We start from the raw sequence: 22,285 nt of genomic DNA, 5'->3' as shown, positions 1-22,285 counted from the left end.
GGCTCAGTCCAGCAGCTCGTACGCGGGCAGCGTCAGGAACTCCGCGTAGTCCTCGTCCAGCGCGACCCTCAGCAGCAGATCGTGCGCCTGCTGCCACCGCCCGGCCTCGAACGCCTCCGGGCCGACCTCCTCGCGGATCGCGGCCAGCTCCTCGGCGGCGACCGTGCGCACCAGGTCGGCGGTGGCCTTCTCGCCGTTCTCGAAGACGACCCCGGCGTTGATCCACTGCCAGATCTGGGAGCGGGAGATCTCCGCCGTGGCGGCGTCCTCCATCAGGTTGAAGATGGCGACGGCGCCGAGGCCCCGCAGCCACGCCTCGATGTAGCGGGTGCCGACCTGCACGGCGTTGCGCAGCCCCGCGAAGGTGGGCTTGGCGTCCAGGGAGGCGACGTCGATCAGCTCGGCCGCCGTGACCCGGACGTCCTCGCGCAGCCGGTCCTTCTGGTGCGGCCGCTCGCCGAGCACCGCGTCGAACGACTCGCGGGCGACCGGAACCAGATCGGGGTGGGCGACCCACGAGCCGTCGAAGCCGTCGTTCGCCTCACGGTCCTTGTCGGCCCGCACCTTGTCGAACGCGACCGCGTTCACCTCGGCGTCCCGGCGCGAGGGGATGAAGGCCGCCATCCCTCCGATCGCGTGGGCGCCGCGCTTGTGGCAGGTGCGCACCAGCAGCTCGGTGTAGGCGCGCATGAACGGCGCGGTCATCGTCACCGCGTTGCGGTCGGGCAGGACGAAGCCGGGGCCCGCGTCGCGGAAGTTCTTCACGATGGAGAACAGGTAGTCCCAGCGGCCCGCGTTGAGCCCGGACGCGTGGTCGCGCAGCTCGTACAGGATCTCGTCCATCTCGTACGCGGCCGTGATCGTCTCGATGAGCACGGTGGCGCGGACGCTCCCTTGCGGGACGCCCACGTAGTCCTGCGCGAAGACGAAGACGTCGTTCCAGAGGCGCGCCTCCAGATGCGATTCGGTCTTCGGCAGGTAGAAGTACGGGCCCTTGCCCAGGTCGAGCAGGCGGCGCGCGTTGTGGAAGAAGTACAGCCCGAAGTCGACGAGCCCGCCGGGCACCGCGCGGCCCTCCGCGTCCCGGAGGTGGCGCTCGTCCAGATGCCAGCCGCGCGGGCGGGCGACGACGGTGGCCAGCTCCTCGGCGGGGCGCAGCGCGTAGCTCTTGCCCTCGGGGGAGGTGAAGTCGATCCGGCGCTCATACGCGTCGGTCAGATTCAGCTGGCCGCCGATCACATTCGCCCAGGTGGGGGCGGAGGCGTCCTCGAAGTCGGCGAGCCAGACCCTGGCGCCCGAGTTGAGCGCGTTGATCGTCATCTTGCGGTCGGTGGGACCGGTGATCTCCACCCGGCGGTCCTGGAGCGCGCGCGGGGCCTCGGCCACGCGCCAGTCCGGGTCCTCGCGGATGTGCGAGGTCTCCGGCAGGAAGTCCAGCGTGCTCGTACGGGCGATCTCGGCCCGTCGCTCGGCGCGACGCGCGAGCAACGCGTCGCGGCGAGGGGTGAAGCGGTGATGCAGCTCGGCCAGGAAGGCCAGAGCCGCGTCGGTCAGCACCTCTCCCTGACGCTCCAGAGGCTCGGCGTCGACGATGGCCAGCGGGGATGGCGCTGGTGCGGACATGGGCGTTCACTCCTCAGTCGATAGCGTTCTGGATATTAATTTCCTCATCGTGGAAGTTCAATCGGCTGTCGATGTGAGACTCGCTGCATGTGCGGTGTGGACGTGTGGGTGGGGGCTACCGCAGCAGCGCCAGATCCTCCGGGGTGTCGATGTCGTCCACACGGGCGATGTCGCCGCAGTCGACCCGGATGATCTCGGCCTGATGTGCCCTCAGATACGCGCGTGCCCCGCGATCCCCCTCCGCACTCGCCGCCACGTCCGCCCACCGGTCCGCGCCGAACAGCACCGGATGCCCCCGCTCGCCGCCGTACTCCGCCGTCACCAGGCTCTCCGCCGGGCGGGTCGCGTCACGGCAGGCGGCCCGTACGCGCGCCACCGCCGGTGCCCCGATCCCGGGCTGATCCACCAGCGTGACCAGGACCGCGCGCGCCCCCGTGGCGCTCAGCGAGGCCAGCCCGGCGCGCAGCGAGGAGCCCATGCCGCCCTCCCAGTCCGGGTTGTCGACCAGGACGCAGCCCGGCAGCTCGGCCCGCTCCCGCACCTCCCCGGCGGCGGCGCCCAGCACGATGTGCACCGGGGCGCACCCGCCCTCCCGCAGCGCGCGCGCCGCGTGCTCCACCAGCGGCCTGCCCCGGTACTCCAGCAGGGCTTTCGGTCGCCCGCCCAGCCGCCGTCCCCCGCCCGCCGCCAGCAGCAACCCGGCGACCTGCGCGTTGTCATCGAAGGTGCGATCCATGCCCCCTGCTTACCGCACCGGGGCGCCGCGTGGACGGTTCATCCCAGCCGGTCTGATTTTCGCTCTCCGTATGGCGCACTGCGCACACGGTGGCGTTAACTGATCCGCAGCCCCTTGTGTCCGATTCGACATCCGGAGGGGCAGGGGAGAGGGAGGGCGGGCTCGTGCAGCCGCGCGCGAGGGGGAGAAGGGCCGTGTTGTCCGACGTGGAGGGCGCCACAGTGGCGTGCACCGAGGAAGACCCGAGGGTGGCGGAGCTGCGCCTGGCCGTGGCCCGGCTCAGGCGTGACCTGGCCGCCCATCCGGCGGAATTACCGGACCGGGCCATCGCGGACGACGAACTGGCCGCACTCGACGCCATGGCCCGCACCGGCACCCCCGAACTGCACCGCCTCCGCCGCTCCCTGCTTCTGGTGGCCGGTGCGCTCGGCTCGGTCAGCGCCCTGAATCCGGCGCTGCGAGGGGTCAGGACGGCGATCGACCTGTTCGGTACGGTGCCGCGCTAGCAGCCGCTCCTTCAGGTCCCGTCCGTGCTGGCCAGCGCCGCCGACAGATCGGCGGCGACCTCCTTCAGTACCGGCACGATCTCCTGGGTGGCCTCGTCCGTCACCCGCCCCGCCGGGCCCGAGATCGAGATGGCGGCCGCCGTCGGGGAGTCCGGTACGGACACCGCCAGGCAGCGCACGCCCATCTCCTGCTCGTTGTCGTCCACGGCGTAGCCGGTCTCGCGCACCAGCCGCAGCGCGTCCAGGAACGCGTCCGGCGAGATGATCGTCTTCGCCGTCGCGGCGGGCATACCGGTGCGGGCCAGGAGGGCGCGTACCTCGTCCGGGGGCGTGGTGGCCAGCAGCGCCTTGCCGACCCCGGTGCTGTGCGGCAGGACCCGCCGCCCGACCTCGGTGAACATGCGCATGGAGTGACGGGAGGGCACCTGCGCGACGTACACCACCTCGTCCCCGTCCAGCAGCGCCATGTTCGCGGTCTCGCCGGTCTCCTCCACCAGGCGCGCCAGATACGGCCGCGCCCAGGTGCCCAGCAGCCGGGCCGAGCTTTCGCCGAGCCGGATCAGCCGGGGGCCCAGGGCGTAGCGGCGGTTGGGTTGCTGGCGTACGTAACCGCAGGCCACCAGCGTGCGCATCAGCCGGTGGATGGTGGGCAGCGGGAGGCCGCTACTGCCGGACAGTTCGCTCAGCCCGACCTCGCCCCCGGCGTCGGCCATCCGCTCCAGAAGGTCGAAGGCGCGCTCCAGGGACTGGACGCCACCCGCGTTGGTGGCGGCGGTCTTGGACTCGGCGGACGGCACGTCGGCGTTTCCTTTCGCAGCGGGCAGCACCGGTCTCGCGCCCGCGTCGGATATCGCGGCCGACCGGCCTTCGGAAGCCTACCGGTCCCTCTCGGCGCCACGTTCTACATATCGAAAATCATCTTTCATGGTACGGAATCGAACGGGGGTGCCCGGGAAGTCTTGACCAGATCGAACGAGAAGGGAAGACTCCGAGCGGAAAACTTATTCCGTGTTGCGGAATTATCGAGGGGAGTAGGGGTGCCCGAGCTGGAACCGGAGCTGAGCCCGGACCTGGTGCTGCGTTCGACGCGCGTGATCACTCCCGACGGTCCGCGCGCCGCGTCCGTCGCCGTTTCCACCGCCGAGGGCCGGATTCTGGCCGTCCTGCCGCACGACACGGCCCTCCCGGCCGGGGTGCGGCTCGAAGACCTCGGGGACGATGTCCTCCTCCCCGGGCTCGTCGACACCCACGTCCACGTCAACGACCCCGGCCGCAGCGAGTGGGAGGGCTTCGCCTCCGCCACCCGCGCCGCCGCGGCCGGTGGCGTGACCACGCTGGTCGACATGCCGCTCAACAGCATCCCGCCCACCACCGACGTCGAGGCGCTGGAGATCAAGCGGGCCGTCGCCCGCGCGGCGGCCCATATCGACGTCGGCTTCTGGGGCGGTGCGATCCCCGGCAACACGGCCGATCTGCGGCCGCTGCACGACGCCGGAGTCCTCGGCTTCAAGTGCTTCCTGCTGCACTCCGGCGTGGACGAGTTCCCGCACCTCGACCCGGCCGGGCTCAAGGCCGCCCTCGGCGAGATCGCGGGCTTCGGCGGGCTGCTCATCGTCCACGCCGAGGACCCGCGGCTGATCGACGGCGCCCCGCCGCCCAGCGGCCCGCGCTACGCCGACTTCCTGGCCTCCCGCCCGCGCGCCGCCGAGAACCGGGCCGTCGAGGGGCTGATCGACCTCGCCCGCGAGCTGGAGGCGCGGGTCCACATCCTGCATCTGTCCTCCGCCGACGTCCTGCCGCGCATCGCCGCCGCGCGCCGCGAAGGCGTCCGGATCACGGTCGAGACCTGCCCGCACTTCCTCACCCTCACCGCCGAGGAAGTCCCGGACGGCGCCACCGAGTTCAAGTGCTGCCCGCCGATCCGCGAGGCGGCCAACCAGGACGCGCTGTGGCAGGGCCTGGCCGACGGCACGATCGACTGTGTCGTCTCCGACCACTCGCCCTGCACCGCCGAGCTGAAGACCGACGACTTCGGGCAGGCCTGGGGCGGCATCTCCTCGCTCCAGCTCGGCCTGCCCGCCATCTGGACCGAGGCCCGCGGCCGGGGCCACACCCTCGCGGATGTCGCACGCTGGATGTCCGCGGCCCCGGCCGCGCTGGTCGGCCTCGATGGCAAGGGCGCCATCGAGGCCGGCCGGGACGCCGACTTCGCGGTCCTGGCGCCCGAGGAGACCTTCACCGTCGACCCCGCCGCCCTCCACCACCGCAACCAGGTCACCGCGTACGCCGGGAAGACGCTGCACGGCGTCGTACGGTCCACCTGGCTGCGCGGCCAGAAGATCGCCGACCACGGCGCACACACCGAACCCACCGGCCGACTCCTCGAAAGGCAGCCCCGCGTATGACCGCGCCGATCCCCCGTTTCACCGGCGACGCCCACCCGTACGGCGGCGGCGACCCGGGCGCCGACTACCGCACCGCCGACTTCCCCTTCGCCCACCTCCCCGACCTCGCCGACCGGCGGCTCGGCGGCAGTGTGATCGCGGCCAACGACGAGTTCTTCGCCGAGCGCGAGAACCTGCTGCGGCCCGAGGCGCCGCACTTCGACCCCGCGGACTTCGGCCACAAGGGCAAGGTCATGGACGGCTGGGAGACCCGGCGCCGCCGGGGGGCCGCCGCCGACACCCCGCACCCCACGGACGAGGACCACGACTGGGCCCTGATCCGGCTGGGCGCGCCGGGCGTCATCCACGGCATCGTGGTCGACACCGCCCACTTCCGCGGCAACTACCCGCAGGCCGTGAGCGTGGAGGCCACCTCGCTGCCGGGCACCCCGTCCCCCGCGGACCTGCTCGCCGACGAGACGGAGTGGACGACCCTCGTCCCCCGCACCCAGGTCGGCGGCCACGCGGCCAACGGCTTCCCCGTCTCCGTTCCCCATCGCTTCACCCATCTGCGCCTCAAGCAGCACCCCGACGGCGGCATCGCCCGCCTCCGCGTCCACGGCGAGGTCATCCCCGACCCGGCCTGGCTCACCGCCCTCGGTACGTTCGACCTGGCGGCCCTGGAGAACGGCGGCGCGGCCGAGGACGCCTCCGACCGCTTCTACTCCCCGCCCACCAACTCCATCCAGCCGGGCCGCTCCCAGAAGATGGACGAGGGCTGGGAGACCCGCCGCCGCCGCGACCGGGGCAACGACTGGGTGCGCTACCGGCTCACCGAACAGGCCTCGATCCGCGCCGTCGAGATCGACACCGGCTGCTACAAGGGCAACTCGCCGGGCTGGGCGGCGCTGTACGGCCGTGACACCACCGCGGACCCGGACAGCGCCTGGACTGAACTGCTGCCCCGTACGCCCCTCCAGCCGGACACCGTCCACCGCTTCCTGCTCGACCAGGCCCCGCCGGTGACCCACGTCCGCATCGACATCTACCCGGACGGCGGCATCGCCCGCCTCCGCCTCCACGGCTCCCTGACGGCCGAGGGCGCGAAGCGGCTGGCCATGCGGCATGCGGAGCTGAGCGGCGACTAGGTCTCGTCCGCGTAGCGGGCGGCCGCTTCGGCCGCCCGGCGGGCCAGGGCGCGGCGCAGCTCGACGGGGGCGAGGACTTCCGCGTCGGCGCCGAACGCGAGGAGCGCCTGCGCCGCGCCCAGGGAGCGGAACCGCAGCTCGACGGTCACCCGTTCCGGATCACCGGCCTCAAGGAGCCCGTCGGCGGGGAGGTGCGGCTCGGCCAGATCGGCCTGGTGGACGCGGAGGAACCGGCCCAGGATCTCCCGCCGTACGGCGACCGTGACCGGCACCGGGGCGGGGATGTCGTCGATGCGGCGGCGCAGGACGTCCCACACCTCGCTCAGCTCCAGACCGTCCCGCCGCTGGACGGGCTCGTCCAGGACCCCGGCGGACAGCACGCGGTCGGCGCGGAAGAGCCGCGGTTCGCCGAGGTGGTCGGCGACGAGGTACCAGACGCCCGCCTTGTGGACCAGCCCGTACGGGTCGGCGGTGTACGAGCGGACGCGGCCGTCGTCGCCGTGCCGGTAGCGCAGCCGCAGCCGCCGGTCGCCGAACACGGCGCGCTGCAGCACCCCGAGGTCGTCGGCGGCCGCACGCGACGGCCCGCCGCGCCAGCGGACCGGGTCGATCAGGATGCGGCGGCTGGCCAGGTCCGCGTCCGGCCGGTACGGGGCGGGCAGCGCGGCCATGACCTTGCGCAGCGCGGAGCCGATGGCCCGGCCGAGCCCAAGATCGGCGTAGGCACGGTCGGAAAGCAGCACGAACAGGGCGCGCGCCTCGTCGGCGGTCAGCCCCGTCACATCCGTACGGAAGCCGGGCAGCAGGGCGATGCCGCCGTGCGGGCCGCGCACGGTGTAGACGGGCACCCCGGCCCCGGACAGCGCCTCCACGTCCCGCATGACCGTGCGGACCGACACCTCCAGGCGCTCGGCCAGCGTGGCGGCGGGCAGCTGCCCATGGGTCTGCAGCAGCAGCATGATCGAGAGCAACCGGTCGGATCTCATGGCTCCAAAAGTCCCTGCCGTATACGACACAACGTGTCATATACGAGGGCGAGTATCCACGTGACAGATCCCCGGCCCGGGGACCATCACGAAGGGATACCGCCATGACCACGACCAGCACGTCCCCCCGTACGATCGCCGAGACCTTCGGCCGCGCGTGGATGAGCGGGGACACCGAGAAGGCGCTGAGCCTCGTCGCCGACGACGTCGTTTGCGACGCGCCCTCCGGCCGGATCGAGGGCCTGCCCGGGTACCGGAAGTTCCTGGAGGGCTTCCTGCCCATGCTCACCAGCGCGACCATCACTGAGGTCTTCGGCGACGAGACCAGCGCGGCGATCATCTACACCACCGAGACCACGTTCGTACCGGACCTGCGGGCCTCGGACTATCTGACGATCGCGGGCGGCAAGATCACCTACATCCAGACCGTCTTCGACCGCCTCCCGATCACCGAGGCCCGCCGCGCCCAGCAGGGCTGACCCGGCGCGTCAGGCCCACGCGCCGCCGTCGACCCGGAGGACCGCCCCCGTCACGTACGAGGCCCGGTCGCTGAGCAGCCAGGCGGCGGCCTCGGCGATCTCCTCGGGGTCGGCCATGCGGCGCAGCGGGGTGTTCGCCGTGATCCGCTCCAGCAGGTCGGGCGAGTGCGTCTCCCACGTACGGATCATCTCGGTCATCGTGCCGCCGGGGGCGACGGCGTTGACCCGGATGCCCTCCGGGCCGTACGTCACGGCGGCCGACTCGGTGAGGCTGTTGACCGCCCGCTTCATCGCCCCGTAAACGGGCAGCTCGGGGTTGGCCCGCAGGCTGCCGACGCTGGAGTTGTTGACGATGGCCCCCGCTCCGGCGGTGGCCCGGATGGCGGCGATCTCGGCGGCCATGGCCAGCCACGGGCCCTTGAGGTTCACGGCGTAGAGGTGGTCGACGTCGGCCTCCGGCGCCTGGTCCAGCGGGCCGGGCGGGGTGATCGTCGCGCCGTTGTTGAAGGCGACGTCGAGCCGTCCGTACAGCTCCACGGCCCGGTCCACGGCGGCCCGTACGCTCGCCGCGTCGGCCAGGTCGCACACCACGTACTCCGCGGTGCCGCCCGCCGCCCTGACCTCCTCGGTCACCGCCTTGAGCTGGGCCTCCGTACGGGCCGCCAGCAGCACCCGGGCGCCCTCCCGGGCGAACAGCCGCGCGGCGGCGGCGCCGATGCCGCGCCCGGCACCGGTGATGAAGGCGACCTTGCCGGTCAGCAGGCCGGGGATTTCGGTGTTCGGTGTGTTGTCCATGGCAGTGAGCCTGCGCACCGAGCGGGAGCGTATCCAGGCACGGGCGGTACCTGGATACCTCTCCCGGCACCCGCGCACACTGGAGCCGTGGACAGACAAGAACTGGCGGCCTTCCTGCGCAGCAGGCGCGAGCGGATCGCCCCCGCCGACGTCGGGCTGCCCGCCGGGCCGCGCCGCCGCACCCCGGGGCTGCGGCGCGAGGAGGCGGCCCAGCTCGCCTTCATCTCGACCGAGTACTACACGCGGCTGGAGCAGGCCCGTGGCCCGCGCCCCTCGCGCGAGGTGCTGGCCGGGCTGGCCCGGGCCCTGCGGCTCTCCGACTCCGAGCGCGCCCATCTCCACCACCTCGCCGGAGCCCCGCCCGCCCCCGCGCCCGGGCCCTCGCGCGAGGTGCGGCAGTCCATCCTCGACCTGCTGCGACGACTTCCGCAGGCCGCCGCGATCGTGACGTCCGCGATCTACGAGGTGATCGCCTGGAACGACCTCGCGGCCGCCCTCATGGAGGACTTCTCCGCCCTGCCCCGGCGCGACCGCAACCTGGTGCGCCGCGCCTTCCTCGGCCCGCACCCGCAGGGGCGGCGGCTGTACGGCGTCTCCGACGCGGACGCGTTCGCCCGCACCACGGCCCGTGGCCTGCGCGCCACCGCCGCCCGCTACCCCGACGACCCCGAGGTGGCCGAACTGATCGCCGAACTCCGTGACGGCAGCGAGGAGTTCGCCCGGCTGTGGGCCTCCCACGACGTATGCGCCGCGCCGACCCTGTGCAAGACCTTCGACCACCCGATGGTCGGCCCCGTCACCGTCGCGTGCGACTCCCTCGACATCACCGACCGGGACCAGCGCGTCGTGATCTACACCGCGACACCCGGCTCCTCGTCCGAGGAGGCGCTGCGGCTGCTGTCCGTCGTCGGCACGCAGCGCATGGACGTGCCCCGCTGACGCCCGCTATCGCCCGATGGCTTCGACGACGGCTGTGGTGAACTCAGTGGTGGAGGCGGAGCCGCCGAGGTCGCGGGTGGACGTACCGGCGGCGATGGTGTCGGCCACGGCCGTCTGCATGAGCCGCGCGGCGGCGCCCAGGGCCTCGTCGCCGTGCTGGGCGCCGAGCCACTCCAGCAGCATGGCGCCGGAGAGGATCATGGCGACCGGGTTGGCGGCGTTCTGCCCGGCGATGTCGGGGGCGGAGCCGTGGGACGCCTGGGCCATGGCGGCGGTGGCGGAGGCGTTGATGGACGGCGCGGTGCCGAGCGAGCCGGAGATCTCCCCGGCCAGGTCGGAGAGGATGTCGCCGAACATGTTCTCGGTGACGATGACGTCGAAGTCCTGGGCGCGGCGCACCAGATGGACCGTCATGGCGTCGATGTGGAAGTCGTCCACCGCGACATCCGGGTACTCCTGGGCGACCTCCTGGCACACGGTGCGGAACAGACCGGTGGTGAGCTTGAGGACGTTCGCCTTGTGGACGATCGTCACCTTCTTACGGCGCGAACGGGCCAGGTCGAAGGCGACGCGGGCGACGCGCTCGGTGGCCTCGCGGGTGATGATGCCCATCATGATCGCCGTATCGCGGGTGGGCATGAACTCGCCCGTACCGGCGTAGGTGTTGCGGTCGGCGTAGAAGCCCTCGGTGTTCTCGCGGACGATGACCAGATCGGCGCTGTCGCAGACGGCCTTCGCACCCGGGAAGCTCTTGGCGGGGCGGATGTTGGCGAACAGCTGGAAGTGCTTGCGCAGGGTGCCCGAGGGGTTGAGCGCGGACTTGTGCGGCTCGGGGTACGACACGGAGTCGTGCGGGCCGAGGAACCACCCGTCCAGACCGGCCAGCGCCTCCTGGGTCTCCTCTGGAACCGGCGTCCCGTGCGAGGCGATCGCGGTGGCGCCCAGCGGCAGGGTCACCCAGTCGACGGACACCCCGGCGGCCCGGGCGGCGGCGGTGGCGATCTCGACGGAGGACGGGACGATCTCGGTGCCGATGCCGTCGCCCTCCAGGACGCCGAGGCGGTAGGCGTTGCTCATGCGGGTTCCTCTCGCGGATGTATCGAACGGGGGCTGGTCTGCTCCAGGGCCTCCATCAGCCGCCGCGACGCCCCGTCCATATGCCGGGCCATGGCCGCGCGGGCCGCCTCGGCGTCCCCTTCCGCGACCGCTTCAAAGATGGGCACGTGGTCGGCGTACGCCACGTCACGCGACCGTACGGCGCCGGTACGCCGCACCCAGCCGCGCTGTATCGTCGTCCGCATCCCGTTGAGCATGTCCCGCAGGACCGTGTTGTCGGCCAACTCCGCCAGGGTCGTGTGGAAGTCCGTATCCGCCTCGGGGAACTCCTCGTCCGGGCACTCCCGCATCGCGGCCAGCCGCGCGCGCAGCCTCTCGACCCCCGCCTCGTCACGGGCCCGCGCCGCCAGCCCCGCCACGACGACCTCCAGCTCCGCCCGGGCCCGCACCATGTCCCGGGCACCCCGCTCGCCGAGCACCAGGCCCAGCTCGAACAGCCGGTACAGCACATCGGAGTCGGCGCCGCGGAAGTACGTCCCGCTGGACTGCCGGATCTCCAGCAGCCCGAGGAACCCCAGCGACTTGATCGCCTCACGCACGGTGGGCCGGTTCACGCCCAGCATCTCGGTCAGCCGCCGCTCGGAGGGGATACGGTCGCCGGGCTGCACCTCGCCGGACATCAGATAGTCGATCAGACGGCGAGAGACCTCGGCCGCCAGCGGCTCCCGTGGCTCGACGGTGATCCTGGCGAGTCCAACCATCGAGATCCCCACCTCCGGCATCGGCGTGACGCCCGGAGTCTAGTGATCTACCGCCATCCGGTAAACCGGTTGACCAGATTCCCGGCGCCGGGCCCCGATCGCGCGAGCCACGTCACCTGAGCCGTGGCTAAGGGATGTCCCGCGACGCGACCGGGTGCCGCTCCGCCCGCCGCCTCGCGTGCTGACGGCGCGCCGCCATTCCCAGCAGGGCCACCCCCGCGAAGCCGACCAGCAGCGTTACCCACTCGGGCAGATGGGCGGCCCGCAGGAGCCCGGCGACACCAAAGCTCGTATCCCACCCGGCCTCCGTGATGGCGGAGCCGAAACCCTGGATGACGAGGATGGCGCCGAACAGCCACAGCAGCCCCTGTCCTGAGCCGCTGTCCGTCCTCTTGAGCTGCTTCGCCATGACGAGCTTTCCCTCCCGGCATCCGCGCATCGTTCCGATGCGATCGCATCACATCGTGCAGCGGATCCGGATACGATGCAAGTGCATCAGAACGTGGGAAGGAGTAAACCGTGCCCAGGCAGGTCGACTACGAGGACCGACGCCGACGGATCGCCGAGGCGGTCTGCACCCTGATCGCGCGCTCCGGCATGGAAGCCGTCAGCCTCCGCGACGTCGCCGCCGAGGCCGGTGTGTCCATGGGCGCTGTCCAGCGGTGCTTCCGCACCAAGCAGGACATGCTGCTCTTCGCGCTGGAGCACATCTCCCACCACGTCAGCGAACGCGCCAACCAGCGCATCGCCGCCACCCCCACCTCCCAGGCCGCGTCGACCCTGCTGTCCCACACCCTGGCCGAACTCGCCCTGCTGGACGAGGAGTCGAAGACCCAGGCCCAGGTCTGGCTGGCGTTCGTCACCCACGCCCCCGCCAGCGAGGAACTGGCCGCCGTCCTGCGCGACACCTACGCCAAGCTCCACGGCCTCATCGCGTGGCTCATCCGCTACGGCCAGGACACCCGGGAAGTCCCCCAGCACCTCGACCCCGACCGCGAAGCCCACACCCTCCTCGCCCTGGCCGACGGCCTCACGGCCCACGTCCTGGCAGGCCACCACTCCCCGCCCACGGCGCTGGCCATCCTCCAACGCCACATCGACCACCTGCTGCAAACCACACCCGCCCGCGCCTGACGCCTCCGGCGCGCGAGCGACGTCCCGGGCCCCGGTAGAGCAGGGCCCGGGGCGCCGGGCAGCCCGGTTAGCCGAACTGGCCCACCCGGTAGTCACCGGCGGGCTGCTGGACGATGACGTTCATGCGGTTGTAGGCGTTGATGAGGGCGATGAGGGAGACCAGGGCGGCGAGCTGGTCCTCGTCGTAGTGCTTGGCGGCGTCCGCCCAGGCCTCCTCCGTGACGCCACCGGCCGCGTCGGCGATGCGGGTGCCCTGTTCCGTCAGCTCCAGGGCGGCGCGCTCGGCGTCGGTGAAGACCGTGGCCTCGCGCCAGGCCGCGACCAGGTGGAGGCGTACCGAGGTCTCCCCGGCGTGTGCGGCCTCCTTGGTGTGCATGTCGGTGCAGAAGCCGCAGCCGTTGATCTGGCTGGCGCGGAGCTTGACCAGCTCCTGGGTCGCGGTCGGCAGGGTCGAGTCCGAGACGGACCGGCCTGCCGTGTTGATGTGCTTGAGGAACGTGGCCGCGGCCGGGTTGGCGAAGAGGTTCAAGCGGGCTTCCATGGTCGGCTCCTCATGTCGTCGCTGCTGGTTACACCTCTCTGACGGAACAGCGCGGCGAAGTGTGACATGGGGGAGGGTGACCTGGGTCACTGCCCGCTCGGGTTCGGCAGGCCGATCGGGTTCGGGAAGCGGAGCGCGGTGGCGCAGGCGCGGGAGACGGGGGTGAGGAGGGTGGTCAGCTCCTGGACGGCGTCCGGGGTCAGGGCGCGCCAGGGGCGTTCCGCCGCGCGGTCGGTGGCGGACTCGACGGCGCGCAGCAGCTCGCGGCCGTTGCGGCTGGCGGTGCCGTCGGGGAGGAGGAGGCCGCGTTCGATGAGGTGGAGGCGGGCCTCCTCCCACTCCTGGTCGGTCCAGCCTCGGTAGGGCTGGAGTTCGGCGCGCGGGATGTCGGTGCCCGCGCGGAGGGCGAGGGCCTCGCAGCCGTCGAGCCCGGCGGCGACGAGGGCGGCGACATGGCCGTCGCCGCGGTGCTCGCGCAGCAGCGTGGCGGCGTGCCACAGGCGGTCCAGGGGCTGGTCGGGGAAGTCCAGCGCGGCATGGGCGGCGGCCAGGACGCGCCCGGCGGTGTCGAGCCCGGCGGCGCGGGGGACCAGGGCCTCGGCGGCCCGTTCGGCCTCGCGCTCATGGCCGGTGAGCAGCCGCCTGAGCGCCGCTACGGTGCCCGCGCGCCGTATCTCCAGGGCGCGTTCGGGGGCGGTCAGCTGCCATACGTCGGGCAGGGCGCGGGCGACCATGGCGGGCGCGAAGGAGAAGAAGGCGGCAGCGACGGGCTCCGGCCCGACCGGGCCCAGCGGCGCGGCGCGGCACGCGAAGTAGCCGCGCCAGAAGCCCCGCAGGCCCGCGTCCTCGTACGTCGCCAGGGCCTCGGGGGCGAAGTAGGCGACGGCGTGGACGGGTTCGAACAGGGTCCACATCGTGCGGGCGGTCGACGCCGCGCGGTCCTCCATCGGTGGGCTCCCTTCCCGGGGTGGTGCGGGCAAGTCCGTTCAGGGCTGCTCGTCGGGTTCCCGGACATCGGGTTCCCGGACGTCGGGTTCCCTGACGTCGGGTTCCCGGACGATCGCCAGCAGCGTCAGCGCGGCGCCCGCCAGCCGCCCGTCCCCGCGGATCGTCGCCCGGGAGCGGGCCGCCTCCGGGGTGATGCCGCGGGTGGCCAGCCGCCACAGCGCGTCCGCGTCGAGGTCCACCTCGGCGGTGGGCCGGGCGGGCGGTGCGTCGGCCGTGCCGAGGCGCCAGTGGTTCCCGTCCCGTACGGCCGTCCACCGCCCGCCCGCCGGGCCGGGCACCTGGACGCGTACGGACGCGCCGTCCGGGGCCGGATGGTCGCGGAGGGTGTGGGGGAGGGCGCGCAGGAACGTGTCGAGCACCGGGTGCAGCAGCTCCGGGCCGGTGCCGCCCGGTCGGCCCACGGCGTCGCGCAGCTGCTGCTGATGGACCCAGAACTCGGTGTACTCGCGGGCGGTGTCCAGCCAGTTCGGGGCCGGGGCCCCGGGCGCGGCCCAGGACACGTCCAAACCGGCGGGCGCGTCCGGGTCGCAGCGGGCCCAGTAGTCGTCCAGCTGGGGCCCGAGCGTGGCCAGCAGGTCGGTCAGCAGCCGGGGGCTGAGCCGCCGGGCGGTGCCGCGTACGAACTCCTCGTTGGTGCGGGTGATGAAGCCGGGCAGCGTCTCGCCGGGGCCGAAGGGCGGCCCGGGATGGCCGTCGCGGCCGCCGGACAGGCGGCGGATGTGGTCGTGGAGGAGGTGACCGGCCACGTCGTGCACGTCCCATCCGGGGCATGCGGTCGGGCGCCGCCAGTCGGCGGGGGCGAGCCCGGTCAGCAGGTCCAGCAGGGCGCCGCGGTCGACGGGGAAGAGGGGACGTACGTCCAGTGGGGGGCCGAGGCGTGACCAGTCCATGCCCGGGGATTGTGCCACCTCGCGGAACGGATGCGTCCGGGTCGGTCCGGGTGCGTCGTACGCCTGCGCGCGGGCTGCTCGTACGCCCCCACGCGGGCTACTTGGACGCGCCCAGGTAGAAGAGCATGTAGAGGAAACCGGCGAAGGCATGGACGCCGACGACATAGATGAAGATGCGGACGGAGACCGGGATCGGCGCCCGGTCCTGCTCCCGCATCGCCCTCGGGGCGGCCGGGTCCGGCTGGGGGTTCGGGGTCGCGTCGTTCATGGGGTTCCGGGCCTTCCTCCGCGGCGCGCGGCGTCACCGAGGCACAGCTCGGCGGCCCCGCTCTGCAGCAGGGTGTGGACGAAGAGCAGATCGGTGCCGCCGGGGGACGCGGCGGCGATGCGGTGCGGGGTGAGCGAGTCGAAGTGGGCCGCGTCGCCGGGGTCGAGTACGTGGACGGCGTCGCCGAGCGTCAGCCGCAGCCGCCCGCTGATGACGTACAGCCACTCCTCGCCCGTATGGACGCGTACGAGGTCGTCCTGCGCGCCCGAGCCCTCCGGTACGTGCAGCCGCAGCGCCTGCATCGCCCGGCCGGAGCCACCGGCCCGCCGGTACGTCCAGCCGCCCGCCTCCTGAGCCTCCATCCGGTCGGCGCGCACGATGGGGTCCTGGCTCGGCGGCACCTCGCCGAGGAGGTCGGATACCGTGGTTCCGTAGGTACGGGCCAGGGCCAGCAGCATCGGCAGCGACGGCTGACGGCGGCCCGTCTCCAGCCGGGACAGATGCGCGGGGGAGAGCCCCACACGGTGGGCCGCCGCCTCCAGGGTCAGCCCGCTGCCGCGCCGCAGGTCCCGCAGTCGGGGTGCGACGGTGGGCAGTTCGGCGGACGCGTCCGCGGGCGGTTCCGCGGGTGGCTCGGCGGGCGGTTCGGCGGGGTCCCCTTCGGGGAGCGGGTTCATGCTTCCGGTATAGCGAGCCCTTCGCCTCTCAGGCAAAAAGCTTGCCTCAGGGGCAAAATAACGGTTCGGTCTCGCCTCCTCGCGCTTCACCCGTATCTTGTGAACTCCGCGAAAACTCCCGCCACTTGGCATTGACATGCCACTGTCTACGCGCGTCATGCTATGGGGCATGAAAATCCCCCCACGGATTGCCCGCATCGGAGCCCTCGGCGTCCTCGCCTCGTCGCTCCTCATCGGCGGTACGGCTGTCACGGCCACCGCCACCCCGGCCGCACCCGCGGCCTCCGTATCGGTACGGGCCGTCGCGGACGTCGGCGACATCTGTTACTCGAAGCTGCCGTCCCAGGCCCATGACACCCTCGACCTGATCGAGGAGGGTGGCCCGTATCCGTTCCCGCAGGACGGCACGGTCTTCCAGAACCGCGAGGGCATCCTTCCGGCCCAGTCCTCCGGTTATTACCACGAGTACACCGTCATCACCCCCGGCTCCGACGACCGTGGCGCGCGCCGCATCGTCACCGGCAAGAAGGCGGAAGAGGACTACTACACCGCGGACCACTACGAGTCGTTCGACCTGGTGGACTACGGCTGCTGAGCCGCATCGCGAAAGCCGCCACCCCCCATGCGCAACGGCCGCAGCCCTCGCCCGGGCGGCGGCCGTTGTGCTGTGCACGCGCGCCGGTCCGCGAATGATCTCGGTCTCTTTGTGAACGATCTCATCCCCCCGCGCCGCCGTTTGTCGGTGGTTGCCGATACCGTTCCCGTAGAAGTGGACACGCGGGGAGGCAGCGGTGGCGAACGGTCCGGAAGTGGTCACGTGCGGCGAGGCGATGCTGCTGCTGCTCGCTGAGCCGGGAATCCCGCTCGACCGGGCCGTGCACTTCCGCCGCTCCGTGGCGGGCGCCGAGTCCAACGTGGCCGCCGGGCTGGCCCGGCTCGGCCACGCGGTGCGCTGGCTCGGCCGGGTCGGCGCGGACCCGGCGGGCGAGGCGGTGCTGCGCGAGCTGCGCGCCGACGGGGTGGACGTCTCGCAGGCCGTCATCGACGAGCACGCGCCCACCGGGCTGCTGCTGCGCGACAGTCATCCGCAGCGCGCGATCGACGTGCAGTACTACCGCATGGGATCGGCCGCGTCCCGTCTCACCCCCGACGAGATCAGCCCCGACGCGCTGGACGGCGCCCGGATGCTGCACATCTCCGGGATCACGCCGATGCTCTCCCCGACCGCCGCGGCCGCCAGCCGACGGCTGCTGGAGCTGGCCCGGGAGTCCGGGGCGAAGGTGTCGTTCGACCCGAACGTACGGCGCAAGCTGGGCGGCGCCGCCCAGTGGGCGCAGACGGCGGGGCCGTTGCTGCGCGAGGCGGATCTCGTCCTGGCGGGGGAGGATGAGCTGGAGCTGCTCACCGCCCAGTCCGCCGACGACGCCGCGCAGGAGCTGCTGGAGGGCGGCACCCAGGAAGTCGTGATCAAGCACGCCGACCACTCCGCCACCGTCATCACCTCCGAAGGCCGCTGGCAGCAGTCGCCGCACACGGTGCCGGTGGTCGACCCGATCGGCGCCGGTGACGGCTTCGCCGCGGGGTATCTGTCGGCGCGGCTGCGCGGGCTGTCCGAGCCGCGGGCGCTGGCCGAGGCGGCGTGTGTCGCCTCGCTCGTCGTCCAGGCCGCCTCGGATACGGACGGGCTGCCCTCGGCGCTCGCGCGGGACCGGGCGCTCGCCGAGATCGTCACCGGCGTGGAAGCGGTCCACCGCTAGGAGCGAGGCCCGTTTCCGTTCCGCCCGGCCCGTTCCGTTCGGAAGAAGCAAGACCATCAAGCGCACGACAGCACCGCACACCGTCCATCGCACAGGCACAAACACCGGCACACGCATAGGCACAAACACCGGCACAGGCACACGCACACCCCGCGCCGCCGCATATCCCGGAGGCACAGGGGTGCGGCACGATCAGGCAGCAGACCCTAGGAGAGGAAAGGCGGCGACTGCCGTGTACCGCTGGGAGACCACCCGGGCCGCGCTCGCGCAGCGCGTCCTCGCCATCGTCCGCAGCGACAGCTACGACCACGCCACGGCGACGGCGGACACTCTGCTCTCCGCAGGCATCACCAGCCTGGAGATCTCGCTGACCACCCCCTTCGCGCTGGAGGCGGTCACCACGCTGATCCGGGAGGTCGGCGACGACGCGGTGATCGGCGCGGGCACGGTGCTCGACGCCGCGTCCGCCCGGATGGCCGTCGACGCGGGCGCCCGCTTCCTCGTCTCGCCGAGCCTGGACCCCGAGGTCATCCGCACCGGCCACCGCTACGGCCTGCCGGTCTTCCCCGGCATCTCCACCCCCACCGAGGCGGTGCGCGCGATGGAGCTGGGCGCGGACGCGCTGAAGCTGTTCCCGGCCGCGGCGTTCGGGCCGCGCTGGATCAAGGACGTACGGGCGGCGCTGCCGCAGGCCGCCTTCGTGCCGACCGGCGGGGTGACCGTGGCCGACGCGCCGGACTGGATCGCGGCGGGGGCGGTCGCCTGCGGGATGGGCTCGGCGCTCTCGGAGGGCGACCGCGACACCGTGGCCAAGCGCGCCTCCGAGCTGCTGGCCCGGCTCGCGGACGCCGGACCGCCGCTGGAGGACGCCGGACCGGAGCGCTTCTGACGACGGCCTGACGGGTTCCGGACGGCGGCGTCTTCTGACACCCTGAGCGCGCTGTGATCATGCCGCTGCCGGGGAGGCCCTATGAGACGCGCCGTCACGCTCGCCACCGTCGCCGCCGTGCTCGCCGCGACTGCGGCGGGCTCGGCCCTGGCCGACGGCGCGGCGCCACCCAGGCCCACCGCGCACTCCATGGTGGGCACCCTGCTCGACCGGGTGCCCGAGCGCGGTGTGCTGCGCGTGTGCACCACGGGCGACTACCGGCCGTTCAGCCATCGCGACGCCACCACCGGCGCGTACACCGGCATCGACATCGCGATGGCGGGCAACCTGGCCAAGAGCCTCGACGCCCAGCCGAAGTTCGTGGCCACGACCTGGGCGAAGCTGGTCGACGACCTCGCCGCCGGGCGCTGCGACATCGGCATGGGCGGGGTGTCGGTGACGCTGGAGCGGGCCCGTAAGGCTGCCTTCAGTGAGCCGTATCTGACCGACGGCAAGACGCCGATCGTGCGGTGCGAGGACGAGAAGAAGTACCAGACGCTGGACGACATCGACCGGCCGGGCGTCCGCGTGGTGGTCAACCCGGGCGGCACCAACGAGCAGTTCGCCCGCGCCCACATCAAGCGGGCCACCCTCACCGTCCACCCGGACAACACCACGATCTTCGAGGAGATCATCGACGGCCGTGCCGATGTGATGATGACGGACGCGAGCGAGACGCGTTACCAGTCGAAGATCCATCCCGAGCTGTGCGCGGTCCACCCGGACAAGCCGTTCTCGTTCTCGGAGAAGGCGTACGCGCTGCCGCGTGCCGACGCGCAGTTCAAGGAGTACGTCGACCAGTGGGTGCATCTGGCGACGCATGACGGGACGTACCAGAAGTACGCGGACGAGTGGCTGGCGCGCCCAGTTGAGTGAAAACGTGGGTCCGTACGACCGAAATCCTATTTTTCCGGGTAAGCCTTCTTTGCCAGGTTACGAACCGCTTTCACCACAGGAGCGAATCGAATGAGGCAGAAGCGAAAGCTTGCCATAGCCATGACCGTCGCGGCCCTCGCGACGGGTATCGGGACCAGCGCGGCAGCGACCGAGCCGCAGCCCGAGTCCGACAAGACGAGACAGTCCGCCCACACCGGGCGCGGCGGGCACGATGAGCATGATGGGCACGAGAAGTCGAATGCCTGCATCGACGTCGACTCCGCGGGTAATGAAAATGCCATCTCGGCCGGAGTGGGCGCGAAGTACATCTCGACGGTGTGCAACGGTCAGGTCTACGTCCTGTCGGTCGATGAGTCGACAAACCCGGGCACTCCTGTCGGCGGGTGGGTGGCCGTGGGCGGTCCCCGCGACGTTCTCGAAGCCACGCTGGCATCCAACACCGATGATGTCCAAGGCGGCCCGGTGTTCGTCACCGTGCTGACCCGGTCGCAAGAGGTGTGGGAGGGGCGCTGCCCCAACACGCGGCCGATCGGGACGTGCGCCTTCACCCAGCTGCCCGATCCGCCTCACTGACGTCCCGAGGCCCCGGCGCGTTTCGACTCGCGCCGGGGCTTGGCCATGTCCGTACGACGGGCCCGGCCCAGGTGAAACCCGGTGACCCGGACACACGGTTGACTACGCGATCTATTCTGGCCTGGCTCTCGTCCACTCGTTCACAAGGACTCGATCCATGACTGCCAGCCCCGAACAGCCGTCCGAGAACGCCGTGGCCACCGCCGCCGCCCCGCCGCCCGGCTGCCCCGCCCACCAGGGCGCGCGGTCGCTGAGCGGGCCCGGCTTCCAGACCAACCCCTTCGGGGTCTACGGGGAGATGCGGCGCGAGCACGGACCGGTGGCCCCGGTCCTGCTGGACGGGGACATACCCGGCTGGCTGGTGCTCGGCTACCGCGAACTCCACCAGGTCACCAGCGACGCCGAGTTGTTCACCCGGGACGCGAACCAGTGGAACCAGTGGGGCAACGTGCCCGAGAACTGGCCCCTCGCGCCCATGATCAGCCGCGATCAGACCTCCGTCGTATACGCGACCGGCGAGGACCACCAGCGCCGCGCCGAGGCCATCGGGGAGGCCCTGGAGGCCGTCGACCCGTACGAACTCGCCCGCCAGGCCGAGCACGTCGCCGACCGGCTGGTGGACGAGTTCTGCCACCAGGGCGAGGCCGAACTGATCGCCGACTACGCCCGGCTCCTGCCGGAACTGGTCCTCGCCCACATCTACGGCATCCCCGACGCCGAGGGCCCGGCCCTCGTCCAGTCGATGAACGACGCGATCGACGGCAAGGAGAACGCCTTCGAGGCGTACCAGCACGTCTACATGGTGATGAGTCAGCTCGCCTCCGCGAAACGGACCGCGCCCGCGCCCGACGTGGCCTCCCGGATGGTCGCCTCGTACCGGGGATACTCCGACGAACTCATCGTCCAGGACCTCATCGTCATCATGACGGCCGGTCACCAGCCCACGGCCGACTGGATCGGCAACACCCTGCGGCTGCTGCTCACCGACGAACGCTTCGCCCTCTCGCTCTCCGGCGGCCGCCACAGCGTGGGCCAGGCCATGAACGAAGTCCTCTGGGAGGACACCCCCGTCGCCAACCTCGCCGCCCGCTGGGCCACCCGCGACACCTCCCTCGCGGGGAAGCGCATCCGCAAGGGCGACCTGCTGATCCTCGGCTTCCACGGCGCCAACACCGACCCCCTGGTCCGCCCGGACACCCACGCCTTCACCGAGGGCAACAGCTCCTTCCTCTCCTTCGGCCACGGCGAACACCGCTGCCCCCACCCGGCCCAGGAGATCGCCGAGACGATCGCTAAGACCGCCGTCGAGGTCCTCCTGGACCGCCTCCCGGACGTACGCCTGGCCCCCTCCGACGACACCCTCCTCTGGCGCCCCTCCCCCTGGGTCCGAGGCCTATCAGCCCTCCCCGTAACCTTCACCCCCGCCCCGAAGGGCGGCCGCTGACTTCCCTTCGTCCGACGCCCACCACGCAGCACGGGGGCCCTTCTGCCCACCCGGCTATCGAAGGCGCCCACCCCGGAGGCAGCCGAATCCACCCCCGCGTGTGCGGGGACCACAACGAAGCCCCCGCGCGGCTTGCGGGAGCTTCGGGACCAACCCCGCGTGTGCGGGGACCACCCCTGCTCGCGGGCGCCGCCGACGGCCCGGCCCGGACCAACCCCGCGTGTGCGGGGACCACAGTAGGTGACCTGGGGGTTTATGTGGCTGGGGGCTCGATTTTACTTACCTCTGCGGAGTCCGGCGAAACGGGGCTTGCTGGCATTTCTCGCATATTGGTCATTCTGGTGCCCCCGTACTCTTCAGGTACTCGGCCAGTTTGGATTATCGCGGTGGGCTGCTCCATTCCGGTGGCGGATGGGGTGTTGAGGTCCGTGGCCGAGACGCGGCCCCCGGGCGCCAAGACACGTTGGCCCTCGGCGCTCCCAGGTGCGGCCGGGTCTTGCGCCGGGTTCAGGCGGGGGGCGAGTAGTGCGTCGAGTTGGGTGGCGGTGGCCTCGGGGTTCGTCGTGTGGTGGATGGTGCGGATGCCCAGGGCTTCCGCCGGTGGGAGGTTTCCGGCGTGGTCGTCGACGAACACGCACTCGGGGCCTGCGAGCCCAAGCGCGTCCAGCGTCCGCTGGTAGATGGCTGGCGACGGCTTCCGTACCTTTTCGACCTCGGAGAGGATCACCGCGTCGAAGCAGTCGTACAGCCCGAGG

General features: G+C 72.0%; 26 protein-coding genes. 12 read left to right on the top strand and 14 right to left on the bottom strand.

What is annotated here, in order from left to right:
* Window positions 1–3 precede the first annotated feature (3 nt).
* Together aceB and ACWC5C_RS18520 are read right to left on the bottom strand one after the other, a co-directional pair.
* On the bottom strand, window positions 4–1,623 hold the full coding sequence (aceB, locus tag ACWC5C_RS18525) for a malate synthase A (RefSeq protein ID WP_450876475.1): 1,620 nt from the start codon (window positions 1,621–1,623) through the stop codon (window positions 4–6).
* A gap of 115 nt (window positions 1,624–1,738) precedes the next feature.
* Window positions 1,739–2,359 carry a nucleotidyltransferase family protein gene (locus ACWC5C_RS18520; RefSeq protein WP_450876473.1) on the bottom strand — a complete coding sequence of 207 codons (621 nt, stop codon included), beginning with the start codon at window positions 2,357–2,359 and terminating at the stop codon, window positions 1,739–1,741.
* Between the two features lie 194 nt (window positions 2,360–2,553).
* Between ACWC5C_RS18520 and ACWC5C_RS18515 the strand changes: the two genes are divergently transcribed.
* Window positions 2,554–2,865 (top strand): DUF5955 family protein, encoded by a 312-nt coding sequence (locus ACWC5C_RS18515; RefSeq protein WP_385444701.1) that lies wholly within the window; start codon window positions 2,554–2,556, stop codon window positions 2,863–2,865.
* A gap of 11 nt (window positions 2,866–2,876) precedes the next feature.
* On the opposite strand, the gene ACWC5C_RS18510 is transcribed toward ACWC5C_RS18515, so the two are convergent.
* On the bottom strand, window positions 2,877–3,662 hold the full coding sequence (locus ACWC5C_RS18510) for an IclR family transcriptional regulator (RefSeq protein ID WP_450876471.1): 786 nt from the start codon (window positions 3,660–3,662) through the stop codon (window positions 2,877–2,879).
* Between the two features lie 261 nt (window positions 3,663–3,923).
* Here ACWC5C_RS18510 and allB point away from each other — a divergent pair, with 261 nt between their 5' ends.
* Both allB and alc read left to right on the top strand, forming a co-directional pair.
* A complete protein-coding gene (allB, locus tag ACWC5C_RS18505; RefSeq protein WP_450876957.1) occupies window positions 3,924–5,270 on the top strand; it encodes an allantoinase AllB in 1,347 nt (448 codons plus the stop codon).
* Window positions 5,267–6,397, top strand: a complete 1,131-nt coding sequence (gene alc, locus ACWC5C_RS18500; RefSeq protein ID WP_450876469.1) for an allantoicase — start codon at window positions 5,267–5,269, stop codon at window positions 6,395–6,397. The genes allB and alc overlap by 4 nt, the downstream gene beginning before the upstream one ends.
* On the opposite strand, the gene ACWC5C_RS18495 is transcribed toward alc, so the two are convergent.
* On the bottom strand, window positions 6,394–7,383 hold the full coding sequence (locus tag ACWC5C_RS18495; RefSeq protein WP_450876467.1) for a helix-turn-helix transcriptional regulator: 990 nt from the start codon (window positions 7,381–7,383) through the stop codon (window positions 6,394–6,396). The genes alc and ACWC5C_RS18495 overlap by 4 nt on opposite strands.
* 104 nt (window positions 7,384–7,487) lie before the next feature.
* Here ACWC5C_RS18495 and ACWC5C_RS18490 point away from each other — a divergent pair, with 104 nt between their 5' ends.
* Window positions 7,488–7,862 (top strand): nuclear transport factor 2 family protein, encoded by a 375-nt coding sequence (locus ACWC5C_RS18490; RefSeq protein ID WP_450876465.1) that lies wholly within the window; start codon window positions 7,488–7,490, stop codon window positions 7,860–7,862.
* Between the two features lie 9 nt (window positions 7,863–7,871).
* Here ACWC5C_RS18490 and ACWC5C_RS18485 read toward each other — a convergent pair whose 3' ends face one another.
* On the bottom strand, window positions 7,872–8,657 hold the full coding sequence (locus ACWC5C_RS18485; RefSeq protein WP_450876463.1) for an SDR family NAD(P)-dependent oxidoreductase: 786 nt from the start codon (window positions 8,655–8,657) through the stop codon (window positions 7,872–7,874).
* An 87-nt stretch (window positions 8,658–8,744) separates the two neighbouring features.
* On the opposite strand from ACWC5C_RS18485, the gene ACWC5C_RS18480 reads away from it, so the two are divergent.
* Complete coding sequence (locus tag ACWC5C_RS18480) at window positions 8,745–9,596, top strand: helix-turn-helix transcriptional regulator (protein ID WP_450876461.1); 852 nt, start codon at window positions 8,745–8,747, stop codon at window positions 9,594–9,596.
* 6 nt (window positions 9,597–9,602) lie between these two features.
* On the opposite strand, the gene ACWC5C_RS18475 is transcribed toward ACWC5C_RS18480, so the two are convergent.
* From ACWC5C_RS18475 to ACWC5C_RS18465, 3 genes are all read right to left on the bottom strand, one after another.
* Window positions 9,603–10,673, bottom strand: a complete 1,071-nt coding sequence (locus ACWC5C_RS18475) for an isocitrate/isopropylmalate dehydrogenase family protein (RefSeq protein WP_450876459.1) — start codon at window positions 10,671–10,673, stop codon at window positions 9,603–9,605.
* On the bottom strand, window positions 10,670–11,413 hold the full coding sequence (locus ACWC5C_RS18470) for a FadR/GntR family transcriptional regulator (protein WP_450876457.1): 744 nt from the start codon (window positions 11,411–11,413) through the stop codon (window positions 10,670–10,672). Before ACWC5C_RS18470 ends, ACWC5C_RS18475 begins: the two co-directional genes overlap by 4 nt.
* A 127-nt stretch (window positions 11,414–11,540) precedes the next feature.
* Window positions 11,541–11,822, bottom strand: a complete 282-nt coding sequence (locus tag ACWC5C_RS18465) for a hypothetical protein (protein ID WP_450876455.1) — start codon at window positions 11,820–11,822, stop codon at window positions 11,541–11,543.
* Window positions 11,823–11,932: 110 nt separating this feature from the next.
* On the opposite strand from ACWC5C_RS18465, the gene ACWC5C_RS18460 reads away from it, so the two are divergent.
* Entirely contained in the window at window positions 11,933–12,547 is a 615-nt protein-coding gene (locus ACWC5C_RS18460; protein ID WP_450876453.1) for a TetR/AcrR family transcriptional regulator, read from the top strand.
* A gap of 67 nt (window positions 12,548–12,614) precedes the next feature.
* Here ACWC5C_RS18460 and ACWC5C_RS18455 read toward each other — a convergent pair whose 3' ends face one another.
* From ACWC5C_RS18455 to ACWC5C_RS18435, 5 genes are all read right to left on the bottom strand, one after another.
* Complete coding sequence (locus tag ACWC5C_RS18455) at window positions 12,615–13,088, bottom strand: carboxymuconolactone decarboxylase family protein (protein WP_450876451.1); 474 nt, start codon at window positions 13,086–13,088, stop codon at window positions 12,615–12,617.
* A gap of 86 nt (window positions 13,089–13,174) precedes the next feature.
* Entirely contained in the window at window positions 13,175–14,035 is an 861-nt protein-coding gene (locus ACWC5C_RS18450; protein ID WP_450876449.1) for an SCO6745 family protein, read from the bottom strand.
* 39 nt (window positions 14,036–14,074) lie between these two features.
* Entirely contained in the window at window positions 14,075–14,986 is a 912-nt protein-coding gene (locus ACWC5C_RS18445) for a maleylpyruvate isomerase family mycothiol-dependent enzyme (protein ID WP_450876447.1), read from the bottom strand.
* A 97-nt stretch (window positions 14,987–15,083) separates the two neighbouring features.
* Complete coding sequence (locus tag ACWC5C_RS18440) at window positions 15,084–15,254, bottom strand: DUF6126 family protein (RefSeq protein ID WP_450876445.1); 171 nt, start codon at window positions 15,252–15,254, stop codon at window positions 15,084–15,086.
* The gene (locus ACWC5C_RS18435) at window positions 15,251–15,931 is read right to left on the bottom strand and encodes a helix-turn-helix domain-containing protein (RefSeq protein ID WP_450876443.1); all 681 of its coding nucleotides are present in this window, start codon (window positions 15,929–15,931) and stop codon (window positions 15,251–15,253) included. The genes ACWC5C_RS18440 and ACWC5C_RS18435 overlap by 4 nt, the downstream gene beginning before the upstream one ends.
* 169 nt (window positions 15,932–16,100) lie before the next feature.
* Between ACWC5C_RS18435 and ACWC5C_RS18430 the strand changes: the two genes are divergently transcribed.
* The 6 genes from ACWC5C_RS18430 (at window position 16,101) to ACWC5C_RS18405 (ending at window position 21,530) form a co-directional block, all read left to right on the top strand.
* Window positions 16,101–16,526 carry a ribonuclease domain-containing protein gene (locus tag ACWC5C_RS18430; protein WP_450876441.1) on the top strand — a complete coding sequence of 142 codons (426 nt, stop codon included), beginning with the start codon at window positions 16,101–16,103 and terminating at the stop codon, window positions 16,524–16,526.
* 196 nt (window positions 16,527–16,722) lie between these two features.
* Window positions 16,723–17,688 carry a sugar kinase gene (locus ACWC5C_RS18425; protein WP_450876439.1) on the top strand — a complete coding sequence of 322 codons (966 nt, stop codon included), beginning with the start codon at window positions 16,723–16,725 and terminating at the stop codon, window positions 17,686–17,688.
* A gap of 232 nt (window positions 17,689–17,920) precedes the next feature.
* On the top strand, window positions 17,921–18,577 hold the full coding sequence (locus tag ACWC5C_RS18420) for a bifunctional 4-hydroxy-2-oxoglutarate aldolase/2-dehydro-3-deoxy-phosphogluconate aldolase (RefSeq protein ID WP_450876437.1): 657 nt from the start codon (window positions 17,921–17,923) through the stop codon (window positions 18,575–18,577).
* Window positions 18,578–18,658: 81 nt separating this feature from the next.
* Window positions 18,659–19,492: a transporter substrate-binding domain-containing protein gene (locus ACWC5C_RS18415; RefSeq protein WP_450876435.1), complete on the top strand. Its 834-nt coding sequence runs from the start codon at window positions 18,659–18,661 to the stop codon at window positions 19,490–19,492.
* A gap of 90 nt (window positions 19,493–19,582) precedes the next feature.
* Entirely contained in the window at window positions 19,583–20,086 is a 504-nt protein-coding gene (locus tag ACWC5C_RS18410) for a hypothetical protein (RefSeq protein WP_450876433.1), read from the top strand.
* A 157-nt stretch (window positions 20,087–20,243) separates the two neighbouring features.
* Window positions 20,244–21,530 (top strand): cytochrome P450, encoded by a 1,287-nt coding sequence (locus ACWC5C_RS18405; RefSeq protein ID WP_450876431.1) that lies wholly within the window; start codon window positions 20,244–20,246, stop codon window positions 21,528–21,530.
* Between the two features lie 253 nt (window positions 21,531–21,783).
* Here ACWC5C_RS18405 and ACWC5C_RS18400 read toward each other — a convergent pair.
* A partial coding sequence (locus ACWC5C_RS18400; protein WP_450876429.1) for an HAD family hydrolase occupies window positions 21,784–22,285 on the bottom strand: 502 nt, incomplete at its 5' end.

The sequence above is a fragment of the Streptomyces sp. NPDC001700 genome (assembly GCF_053596435.1).
The sequence above is the reverse complement of the archived record's forward strand: the minus strand, read 5'-3'. Positions and strand labels throughout refer to the sequence as shown.